The 10,546-nt window shown below is 73.7% G+C and carries 10 protein-coding genes; 6 read left to right on the top strand and 4 right to left on the bottom strand.

The window, feature by feature from the left end; translation table 11 throughout:
• The first annotated feature begins 3 nt into the window (after positions 1–3).
• From MRBLMG1_RS00720 to MRBLMG1_RS00735, 4 genes are all read left to right on the top strand, one after another.
• Positions 4–624, top strand: a complete 621-nt coding sequence (locus MRBLMG1_RS00720; protein ID WP_367819629.1) for an L-threonylcarbamoyladenylate synthase — start codon at positions 4–6, stop codon at positions 622–624.
• A gap of 114 nt (positions 625–738) precedes the next feature.
• Positions 739–1,503: a metallophosphoesterase gene (locus tag MRBLMG1_RS00725; RefSeq protein ID WP_367819631.1), complete on the top strand. Its 765-nt coding sequence runs from the start codon at positions 739–741 to the stop codon at positions 1,501–1,503.
• A 94-nt stretch (positions 1,504–1,597) separates the two neighbouring features.
• Positions 1,598–3,085, top strand: a complete 1,488-nt coding sequence (locus MRBLMG1_RS00730; protein WP_367819633.1) for an AlkA N-terminal domain-containing protein — start codon at positions 1,598–1,600, stop codon at positions 3,083–3,085.
• A 6-nt stretch (positions 3,086–3,091) separates the two neighbouring features.
• Positions 3,092–3,595, top strand: coding sequence for a methylated-DNA--[protein]-cysteine S-methyltransferase (locus tag MRBLMG1_RS00735; protein WP_367819635.1), 504 nt, complete (start codon positions 3,092–3,094; stop codon positions 3,593–3,595).
• A 6-nt stretch (positions 3,596–3,601) separates the two neighbouring features.
• Here the strand turns inward: MRBLMG1_RS00735 and MRBLMG1_RS00740 are convergent, their stop codons facing one another.
• Positions 3,602–4,321: an SIR2 family NAD-dependent protein deacylase gene (locus MRBLMG1_RS00740; RefSeq protein ID WP_367819637.1), complete on the bottom strand. Its 720-nt coding sequence runs from the start codon at positions 4,319–4,321 to the stop codon at positions 3,602–3,604.
• Positions 4,322–4,385: 64 nt separating this feature from the next.
• On the opposite strand from MRBLMG1_RS00740, the gene MRBLMG1_RS00745 reads away from it, so the two are divergent.
• Positions 4,386–4,589 carry a DUF2191 domain-containing protein gene (locus MRBLMG1_RS00745; protein ID WP_367819638.1) on the top strand — a complete coding sequence of 68 codons (204 nt, stop codon included), beginning with the start codon at positions 4,386–4,388 and terminating at the stop codon, positions 4,587–4,589.
• Between the two features lie 22 nt (positions 4,590–4,611).
• Here MRBLMG1_RS00745 and MRBLMG1_RS00750 read toward each other — a convergent pair whose 3' ends face one another.
• Together MRBLMG1_RS00750 and MRBLMG1_RS00755 are read right to left on the bottom strand one after the other, a co-directional pair.
• Positions 4,612–5,679 (bottom strand): ADP-ribosylglycohydrolase family protein, encoded by a 1,068-nt coding sequence (locus tag MRBLMG1_RS00750; protein ID WP_367819639.1) that lies wholly within the window; start codon positions 5,677–5,679, stop codon positions 4,612–4,614.
• 1 nt (position 5,680) lies between these two features.
• The gene (locus MRBLMG1_RS00755) at positions 5,681–7,363 is read right to left on the bottom strand and encodes a BCCT family transporter (protein WP_367819641.1); all 1,683 of its coding nucleotides are present in this window, start codon (positions 7,361–7,363) and stop codon (positions 5,681–5,683) included.
• 112 nt (positions 7,364–7,475) lie between these two features.
• On the opposite strand from MRBLMG1_RS00755, the gene MRBLMG1_RS00760 reads away from it, so the two are divergent.
• Positions 7,476–8,627, top strand: a complete 1,152-nt coding sequence (locus MRBLMG1_RS00760) for a glycerate kinase (RefSeq protein WP_367819642.1) — start codon at positions 7,476–7,478, stop codon at positions 8,625–8,627.
• A gap of 678 nt (positions 8,628–9,305) precedes the next feature.
• On the opposite strand, the gene MRBLMG1_RS00765 is transcribed toward MRBLMG1_RS00760, so the two are convergent.
• Positions 9,306–10,505: a PucR family transcriptional regulator gene (locus tag MRBLMG1_RS00765; protein WP_367819644.1), complete on the bottom strand. Its 1,200-nt coding sequence runs from the start codon at positions 10,503–10,505 to the stop codon at positions 9,306–9,308.
• Between the last annotated feature and the right edge of the window lie 41 nt (positions 10,506–10,546).

Consider the following 10,546-nt stretch of genomic DNA (forward strand, 5'->3'; position numbering starts at 1 on the left):
CCCATGGCCAAGTACTTCGACGTCCACCCGGACAACCCCCAGTCCCGCACGATCGCCGCCGTCGCCGACAGCATCCGGAACGGCGCGCTCGTCGCCTACCCGACCGACTCCTGCTACGCGCTCGGCAGCCGGCTCGGCAGCCGAGACGGCATCAGCCGCATCAAGGCGATCCGCGACCTCGACGACCGGCACCACTTCACCCTGATGTGCCAGAACTTCGCCCAGCTGGGCCAGCTCGTGCAGATCGACAACGACGTGTTCCGCGCGGTCAAGGCGGCGACCCCCGGGGCGTACACCTTCATCCTGCCCGCCACCAAGGAGGTGCCGCGCCAGCTGCTGCACCCCAAGAAGAAGACGGTCGGCGTCCGCATCCCCGACCACGTCGTCACCCAGGCGCTCCTCGCCGAACTCGGCGAGCCGCTCCTCTCCAGCACCCTGCTCCTGCCCGACGAGGCCGAACCGCTGACCCAGGGCTGGGAGATCAAGGAGCGCCTCGACCACCAGGTCGACGCGGTACTCGACTCCGGCGAATGCGGGACCGAACCGACCACCGTCGTCGACTTCTCCGGCGGCGAGCCCGAGATCCTGCGCCGCGGGGCCGGGGACACCACGCGGTTCGAGTAGGAACGGGCGGCGGGAACGGGCCATCGCCCGCGCGGCGGCCCTTACGGAACGGACCGTGATCACCGTACGGTCGGGTCGGCATCCGCTCACCGGACCGACGGAGGACAGAGTCACGTGATCGTCATCGCCCATGTCAGCGACATCCATGTCGACGGGGAGCCGCGCAGTGCCGACCGCACCCGCGCGGTCATGCGGTACCTGGAGGAACTCCCGTACGACCTCGCGGCCGTGCTCGTCACCGGGGACATCGCGGACCTCGGGAACCCGGAAGGGTACGCGATCGCGCGGGAGCTGCTCGTCTCCCGGCACCCGCTCCTCGTCTGCCCCGGGAACCACGACGTCCGCGAGGCCTTCCGGAAGAGCCTCCTCCCGGAGGGCGCGGGCGTACGCCCCGACGCGCCCGTCAACCAGGTGCTGCGGGGCGAGGGCTTCACCCTCGCCCTCTGCGACTCCTCCGTCCCCGGCGAGGACGAGGGGTACCTGGAGGACGAGACGCTGGAGTGGCTGGACGGCGTCCTCACCGACACCCCGCACGAGGTGCCCGTGCTCGTCGGCTTCCACCACCCGCCCGTGCCGCTGCACACCCCGTACGTGGACGGCATCCGCCAGTTCGGCGAGGAGCGGCTCGCCGCGCTCGCCGACCGCCACCCCCACCTCACCGCCTTCCTCGCCGGCCACGCCCACACGGCCGCCGCCACCACCTTCGCCGGCCTCCCGCTGCTGGTCGCGCCGGGCGTCGTCTCCGCCCTCCGGCTGCCCTGGGAGAACCCGAGCCCGGAGGACGAGCACGTCCACCTCACGCTGCCGCCCGGCCTCGCCTTCCACATCCTGGGCGAGGACGGCAGGCTGACCACCCACTACCGGACCGTCACCGTCTGACGCCCCGGCCGCAGCGCCCGCCCCGGGACCGGGGCCGGACGGCCATGTCGTTTTCTCGCCAGCCCGCGAGTCGTCCGTCCCCGATCCTGGAAGCATGCACACCGACACCGAGCGCTGCGTGCGGGCCGTCCAGTCGAAGGACGCCCGCTTCGACGGCGTCTTCTTCACCGCCGTCCGCACCACCCGGATCTACTGCCGGCCCAGCTGCCCCGCCGTCCCGCCCAAGCCCGAGAACATGGAGTTCCACCCCAGCGCCGCCTCCTGCCAGCGCGCCGGCTTCCGCGCCTGCAAGCGGTGCCGGCCCGACACCAGCCCCGGCTCGCCCCACTGGAACGTCCGGGCCGACGCCGTCGCCCGCGCCATGCGGCTCATCCAGGACGGCGTCGTCGACCGGGAGGGAGTCCCCGGGCTCGCCCGACGCCTCGGCTGGTCCACCCGCCAGATCGAGCGCCAGCTCCTCGCCGAGATGGGCGCGGGCCCCCTCGCCCTGGCCCGCGCCCAGCGCGCCCAGACCGCGCGGGTGCTCATCGAGACCACACCGATGCCCCTGGGACAGGTCGCCTTCGCGGCCGGCTTCTCCTCGATCCGCACCTTCAACGACACCGTGCGCCAGGTCTTCGCCCTCACCCCCGGCGAACTCCGCGCCCGCGCCACCCGCCGCTCACCCGCCGGGCCGCCCCCCACCCCCGGCATGATCAGCCTCAGACTGCCCTTCCGCGCCCCGCTGGAGCCCTCCAACCTCTTCGGCCACCTCGCCGCCACCGCCGTCCCCGGCGTCGAGGAATGGCGCGACGGCGCCTACCGCCGGACGCTGAGCCTCCCGTACGGACACGGCATCGTCACCCTCGCCCCGTGCGCCGACCACATCGCCTGCCGGCTCTCCCTGACCGACCCGCGCGACCTCGCCCACGCGATCAGCCGCTGCCGCCGGCTCCTCGACCTCGACGCCGACCCCGTCGCCGTCGACGAACGGCTGCGCACCGACCCGCTCCTCGCGCCCCTCGTCGACGCGGCGCCCGGCCGCCGGGTGCCCGGCAGCGTCGACCCCGCCGAGTTCGCCGTCCGGGCCGTCCTCGGCCAGCAGGTCTCCACCGCCGCCGCCCGCACCCACGCCGCCCGGCTCGTCACCGCGCACGGCGTCCCCGTCGACGACCCCGAGGGCGGCCTCACCCACCTGTTCCCGAGCCCCGAGGCGCTCGCCTCCCTCGACCCCGACGGCCTCGCGCTGCCGCGCAGCCGCCGCACCACCCTCCTCACCCTGGTCCGGGCCCTCGCCGACGGCTCGCTCACCCTCGGCCCCGCCGACGACCGCGAGGAGGCCCGCGCCCGGCTGCTCGCCCTGCCCGGCTTCGGCCCCTGGACCACCGAGGTCATCGCCATGCGCGCCCTCGGCGACCCCGACGCCTTCCTCCCCGGCGACCTCGGCGTCCGCCGCGCCGCCGAGGGACTCGGCCTGCCCGGCACCCCGGCCGCCCTCACCGCCCGCGCCGCGCACTGGCGCCCCTGGCGCGCCTACGCCGTCCAGTACCTGTGGGCGACCGACGACCACCCGATCAACCACCTGCCCAGCGAAGGACACTGAACCGCCATGGCCCCCTCCGTCCGGCACACCGTCGTCGACAGCCCCTACGACCCGCTGACGCTCGTCGCCGTCGACGGCGTCCTCAGCCGCGTCCACATGACCGGCCAGCGCCACCGCCCGCCCGAGGAGACCTTCGGCGCACCCGACCCGCGCCCCTTCACCGAGGCGGTCCGCCAGCTCGACGCCTACTTCGCCGGCGAACTCACCGCGTTCGACCTGCCGTTGAACCTCATCGGCACCCCGTTCCAGCTCCGGGTGTGGGACCGGCTGCTCCACATCCCCTACGGCGAGACCCGCACGTACGGCGAACTCGCCGAGGAGCTCGGCAACCCCGGGTCCTCCCGCGCCGTCGGCCTCGCCAACGGCAAGAACCCCGTCAGCATCATCGTCCCCTGCCACCGCGTGATCGGCGCCGGCGGCAGCCTCACCGGCTACGGCGGCGGCCTCGACCGCAAGCAGCGGCTCCTCGCCTTCGAGGCCGGTACGACGGAACCCGACGCCCTCTTCTGAGGGCGGCTACCGGAGCCGGTCGAGCAGCGCGGGCAGCGCCGTGCCGATCGGCTCGCGGACGACCTCGTCGGCGACGGGGTCGTACGGGGTGGGCTCGGCGTTCACGATGATCAGGCGGGCGCCGTGCTCGGCCGCGATCCCCGCGAGGGACGCGGCGGGCTGGACCTGGAGGCTGCTGCCGACCGCGACGAACACCTCGGCGGCCTTGGCGATCGACATCGCCCGGCCGAGGACCTCCGGATCGAGCCGCTGCCCGAACATCACCGTCGCCGACTTCAGGATCCCGCCGCACACCCGGCACGCCGGGTCGGCCTCACCGGCCCGCACCCGGTCCAGCGCCTCTGCCATCGACGAACGGGCGTGGCACCCCGTGCACACCACCGACCGCGCCGAACCGTGGAGTTCGAGCACCTTCCGCTCGGACACCCCGGCGGCCTGGTGCAGGCCGTCCACGTTCTGCGTGATCACCCGCAGCGCGTTGCCGCTCGTCCGCTCGTACGCCGCGATGGCGTGATGCGCCACGTTCGGCTCGGCCCTCAGGACCGGACCGTCGAGCCGCATGCGCCACGAACGGCGGCGGATCTCCGGGTCGGCCATGTACGGCCCGTAGGTGACGAGCCGCTCGGCCTGGGGGTCCCGCCGCCAGACTCCGTTCGGCCCCCGGTAGTCGGGGATGCCCGAGTCCGTCGAGATACCGGCTCCACTGAGAATCGCGACCATGGTCATACCAATGACCCTAGGCACGGGAATCCGCCCCCGCTAACCGGTTTCCGGGTGTTAGGTTCCCGCCATGGCCAAGGTGAACATCGCACTCGATGCCGAAATCGTCGTGGAAGTCATGGTCCTGGCCGGAATCGGCAACCCCCAGGACGCCGTCGAAGCCGTCGTCCGCGACTACATCGCCCGCGGCCACCGCACCGAGGCCCGGGCCGTCAGCCGCGACGAGCCCCACCGCACCGGGGAGATCGTCCCGCCCGAGCCCCCGCAGGGCTGAGCCGGGCCGGGCTCCCCGCCCCTCACCCGTCAGGCGCGGCCAACCGCAGCGTCCGCCGGGCCAGTTCGCTGATCCGGACGCCGTCGAAGCCGAACACCGCGCTGCGCACCCGGTCCCGCAGCGGCTCCGACCACTGCGGCGGGATCGCGCCCGCCCCGCACATCACCCCCGCCACCGAACCCGCCGTCGCCCCGTTGGAGTCCGTGTCCAGGCCGCCCCGCACGGTCAGCGCCAACGTGCGGGTGAAGTCCCCCTCCCCGTAAAGGAGTCCGGCGGTCAGCACGGCCGCGTTCGGGACGGCGTGGATCCAGCCGAGTCCCGCCGTGCGCTCCGCGAGCTCGCCGAGGGCCGCGGACCAGTCGAGGCCCGACTCGTGGAGGGCGATGGTCCCGCGGACCGTACGGGCGAGCCGGCTGCCCGCCGGCACCTGGGCCAGCCCCGCCTCAAGGGCGGACCGGACGTCCGGCGCCGTGAAGGCCGCCGCGATCACCGCCGCCGCCCACATCGCCCCGTACACCCCGTTCCCGGTGTGCGAGAGGACCGCGTCCCGGCGGGCGAGCGAGGCCGCCCGGCGCGGGTCGCCCGGGCACGTCCAGCCGTACACGTCGGCCCGGATCAGCGCGCCGATCCACTCCTGGTGCGGATTGTCGTACGTGGCCGACAGCGGCGGCCGCAGCCCGTTCACCAGGTTCCGGTACGCGGCCCGCTCGGCCGTGAACGTCTGGAGGTACGGCAGCCGCAGCAGCCACTCCTCGCCGAGCTGCTCCGTCGTGAAGGCGAAGCCGCGGGTCTCCAGGACGTGCAGCCCGAGGATCGACCAGTCGACGTCGTCGTCCCGGCAGCTCCCGTCGATCCCGCCGCGCACGCACAGGGGCCACTCGGGCCGCAGCTCGAACCCGGTCGCCCCCGGCGGCGGAGGCGGCAGGTAGTCCGTCAGCGGCAGCGCGTCCGTCAGCCGCAGATACGCGTCGATGTGCTCACGCGTCCAGTGGTCACCGCGCTCCACCGGCTTGCCCAGCATGTTCCCGGCGATCCGGCCCGTCCAGCCGCCCAGGATCCGGTCCGCGAGCCCCCCGTACGCGCCGGGCACGTCAGGCCCCGCCCTCGGGACGCTCCGTGTCGGTCCCGGCCGTCGACGCCCGGCGCGGCCGGTCCCGGCCGTCGTCGGCCCGCTCCGTCATCGCCTCGCCGACCAGCGTCCGCACCGCGTCCCGCAACCCGTGCAGGGCGTGGTGCCGGGCCGGACCCGCTCCCGGGTCCTCGCGCAGCTCCTTCAGGAGGGCGAAGCACAGCACCAGCATCACCACCACGAAGGGCAGCGCCACCAGGATCGTCGCCGTCTGCAGCGAGCTCAGGCCACCCACCACGAGCAGCACCGCCGCCACCGCCGCCATCAGGACGCCCCAGGTCACCACCAGCCACGTCGGGGGATTCAACGAGCCGCGACTCGTCAGCGAGCCCATGACCAGCGAGGCGGAGTCGGCGCTGGTGACGAAGTACGTCATCACCAGCAGCATCGCGACGAACGAGGTGACCGTGCCGATCGGCAGCGCCTCCAGCATCGCGAACAGCGAGGCCTCCACCCCGTCCTCCACCGCCGTCGCCAGGTCCGCCGCACCCGTCGACTGCAGCCGGATCGCCGTACCGCCCATCACGCAGAACCACACGACCGTCGCACCCGACGGCACGAGCAGCACCCCCATCAGGAACTCCCTGATCGTCCGGCCGCGCGAGATCCGGGCGATGAAGGTACCGACGAACGGCGCCCACGACAGCCACCACGCCCAGTAGAAGATCGTCCACGTACCCAGCCACGCACGGTCCGTGAACGCGCCCGTACGGCTCGCCATCGGCAGCAACTGGTCCAGATAGCCGCCGACGGACGCCGGGATCGTGTCCAGGATGTACACGGTCGGGCCGAGCAGGAAGACGAACAGCATCAGACAGGCCGCGAGGACGATGTTCAGCGTCGACAGCCACTTCACGCCCTTGTGCAGCCCCGAGAACGCCGACAGGACGAAAGCCGCCGACAGCGACACGATGATGATCAGCTGGGTGGACGTGGAGTTCTCCACGTCCATCGTCAGGTTCAGCCCCTCGGCCACCTGGAGCGCGCCGAGCCCCAGACTCGTCGCCGTACCGAACACCGTCGCGAACACCGCGAGCAGATCGATCGCCTTCCCCGGCCACCCGCTCGCCCGGCGCGCCCCCATCAACGGCACGAACGCCGAGCTCAGCCGGTTCCCGCGGCCCTTGCGGAAGCCCGCGTACGCCAGCGCCAGCCCCGCGATGCCGTAGATCGCCCACGGCGTCAGCGTCCAGTGGAAGAACGAGTACTCCAGCGCCGTACGAGCCGCCGCACCCGACTCCGCGGGGACACCGCTCGCCGGCGGCGGGCTCAGGAAATGCTGGAGCGGCTCCCCGACCCCGTAGAACATCAGACCGATACCCATGCCGGCGCTGAACATCATCGCGATCCACGCCAGGTTCGTGAACTCCGGCTCCGAATCGTCCGCACCCAACCTGATCCGGCCGAACCGGCTCAGCGCGATCACCACGCACAACACCAGGAACGTGTCCGCGGCGACCACGAAAAGCCAGGCGAAATTCGACAGGACCCACGTCAGCGCAGTGGACGACGCGCTGTCGAAGGAATCCTCGCCCAGTGCCGCCCAGGCGACCGCCCCCACCACGGCCGCCACCCCGATCCCGATGACCTTGCCATCGGGCGCGTGCCGCTCACGCGGGGCCCGTTCGATCGGTTCCGTACTCATGTGACCCCACTATGGTGCGGAATATCGTCCTATCCGGGGGTGGCACGCCGTCTGGGGGTACGGATAGGGTCAGGCTCGGCGCGACTGCACGTTCGAAAGCAAGGGATGCAAGGTGACGGACGGAGCAGCAACTCAGGTCGCTCACGTGCTCGTGGCGGCTGACAAGTTCAAGGGTTCGCTCACGGCCGTGCAGGTCGCGGAGCGGGTCAGCGCAGGACTCCGGCAGGTCGTACCCGACCTCACCGTGGAGACCCTGCCCGTCGCCGACGGCGGCGACGGCACCGTCGCGGCGGCAGTGGCGGCCGGATTCGAACGCCGCGAGGTGCCCGTGACGGGCCCCCTCGGCGAACCCGTCGTCGCGGCCTACGCGCTGCGCGGCACCACCGCGGTCGTCGAGATGGCGGAGGCCTCCGGCCTCCAGCTCCTCCCCACCGGGGTCTTCGCCCCGCTCACCGCCACGACCTACGGCTCCGGCGAGCTCCTGCGGGCCGCCCTCGACGCCGGCGCCACCACCATCGTCTTCGGCGTCGGCGGCAGCGCCACCACCGACGGCGGCGCCGGCATGCTCGCCGCGCTCGGCGCCCGCTTCCTCGACGCGGCCGGCGAGCCCGTCGGCCCCGGCGGCGCGCCGCTCGCCGACCTCGCCACCGCCGACCTCACCGGCCTCGACCCCCGCTTCGCGGACATCGACCTCATCCTCGCCAGCGACGTCGACAACCCGCTCACCGGACCCAAGGGCGCACCCGCCGTCTACGGCCCCCAGAAGGGCGCCACCCCCGACGACGTCCGCACCCTCGACGCGGCCCTCGCCCACTTCGCCACCGTCCTCGAGAAGGCCGTCGGCCCCAAGGCCGCCGAAGCCGCCCTCGCCCCCGGCGCAGGCGGCGCCGGCGGCATCGGCTACGGCGCCCTCATCCTCGGTGCGAGCTTCCGCCCCGGCATCGAGCTCATGCTCGACGTCCTCGGCTTCGCCCCCGCCCTGGAGCGCGCCACCCTCGTCATCACCGGCGAAGGCTCCCTCGACGAACAGACCCTCCACGGCAAGGCCCCCGCCGGCGTCGCCGCCGCCGCGCGCGCCGCCGGCAAGGAGGTCGTCGCCGTCTGCGGCCGCCTCGCCCTCCCCCCGGAGGCCCTCGGCGCCGCCGGCATCCGCCGCGCCTACCCCCTCACCGCCCTCGAGCCCGACACCGCCAAGTGCATCGCCAACGCCGGCCCCCTCCTCGAAACCACCGCCTCCACCATCGCCCACGACTTCCTCCTCTAACCCCACCCACCGCCCCGCCCCAGGGGAGCCCCGCCACCGCGGGCCCGGAGCGGTGCGCCCCTCCGGCCCGCCCCCGTACTGGGCCCCCGGGGCGGTGCCAACCCTCCAGGGCCCGCCCCCGTTGAGGGCCCTGAGGCGGTGCCCCTCCTGCTAGCCCTCCTTGCGGCGCCTGGGGCCGTGCCCCTCCTGCCTTCCCCCCCCGTTGCGGCCCCTGAGGCGGTGCCCACCCGCCCCACTCCCAGCCCCCCTCGTTGTGGGCAATCGTTCCGCTGGGGCGGAACGGGTGGGCACAACGGACGGCGCCCCCTGCCGGGCCCAGGCTTCCGCGCCCGAACCCGCACCAGCGGAACGGCGCACAGCGGGTGCGGGCAGGTACAGGGGGCGGAGGCGCCGCCAAGGGCGCCGTCCCGTGTGCCAACCCGTCCCGCCCCAGCGGAACGATTGCCCACACGGGGGTGGGCAGGCGTGACTCCACGCGGGCGCGGCCCGCACGCGTGGCGGGCGTGCGGGTGCGGACCGCGCATGGGGTAGGCGGGGGTTGCCCGCACGGGGACGGGCAGGCGCAGCCCGGACGCGGCGGGTGCGCGGGTGCGGACCGCGGCAAGGGGCAAGTGGGCGTGGCCCGGAGGGAGACTGGCGGGCGCGTCGGCGCAGGTCGCCGCGGGCCGGGCGTGGGGGTCAGTTGGGGGAGGTTAGGCGGAAGGCGTCTAGGGCTAGGGTCATTTCGGTGAGGTCGCGGGGTCGGGAGAGGGAGCGGGAGGTGAGCTGCTCCAGCCGGCGGAGGCGGTTGAAGACGGTGTTGCGGTGGCAGTAGAGCCGCCCCGCGGCCCGCCCGGCGGAGCCTTCGCAGTCGAGCCAGGTGTCGAGGGTTTCGAGGAGGACCGCCCGGTCGGCGGGGTCGAGTTCGAGGAGCGCGCCGAGGACGTCGGAGACGAGGAGGTGGGCCATGTCGGGCTGGGAGACGACGAGCGCGGCCGACATCCGGCGGTCGAGGCGGACGATGGCGCGGCTGCCGGGCGGGCAGGTGCGGAGGGCGAGCTCGGCGAGCCGCCTGGCGCGGCCGAGTTCGGTGAGGCCGACGACGACGGGGCTGATGCCGCCGGGGCCGGGGCAGCGGCCGTCGAGGAGTTCGGAGAGCGCGTCGAGGCCGGTGTCGCCGGCGAGCGCCACGACGCCGAGTTCACAGTCGGCTCCCATGCGCCAGAGGAAGCGGACGCCTTCGCCCTGGACCTGCCGGTGGAAGGGTTCGCGTTCCTCGCGGCGGTCGTAGCGGAGGACGACGACCGCGTAGCGCCCGTGTTCGGGGAGGTCGAGGCCGGCCGCGGCGCGTGAGACGAGTTCCGGGGAGCGCTGGCCCTGGAGGAGGGCGTCGAGGAGGGCTTTGAGCTGTTCGTCGGTGCGGCGGCGGAGTTCGAGTTCGGCGGACCGGTAGGCCTCGGAGGCGGTGTCGGCCTGGGCGTCCACCGCGGACCACACGGTGGTGGCGGACTGCATGAGCGCGGCCAGCTGCCCGGTGTCGGTCCCCGCGCTTTCGATGAGCGCGTCCCAGACCAGGTGCCCGGCGTGCCGGTAGGCGTGGACGACGAGTTCCAGGGGCATGCCCTGGGCGGCCCGCCGCCGGCCCATCTCGTCGGCGTGTTCGAGGTCGCGCCGGGGCGAGTCGCGGGGCGCCGAGATCATCTCGATCCCGATCCGCATGGCCTCCTGGGCCTCCTGCCAGTGCTGGTCGTACGGGAGGATCCGCCCGTAGGCGGGTTCGTACGCGTGGAGCTCCCGTAGATGCTCGTCCACCAGTTCCGGGACCCGTTCCAGAAGTGTCGCGCACGCCTGGGCGAGCACCTTCCAGTCGTCACCGGTCCGCCGTCTGCGCCGTCCCATGCCGGGAGGATCCACTGCCCGGGCCCCCTGGGCACAGCCCT

Source organism: Streptomyces sp. LMG1-1-1.1 (assembly GCF_040815545.1).
Lineage (GTDB): Bacteria > Actinomycetota > Actinomycetes > Streptomycetales > Streptomycetaceae > Streptomyces.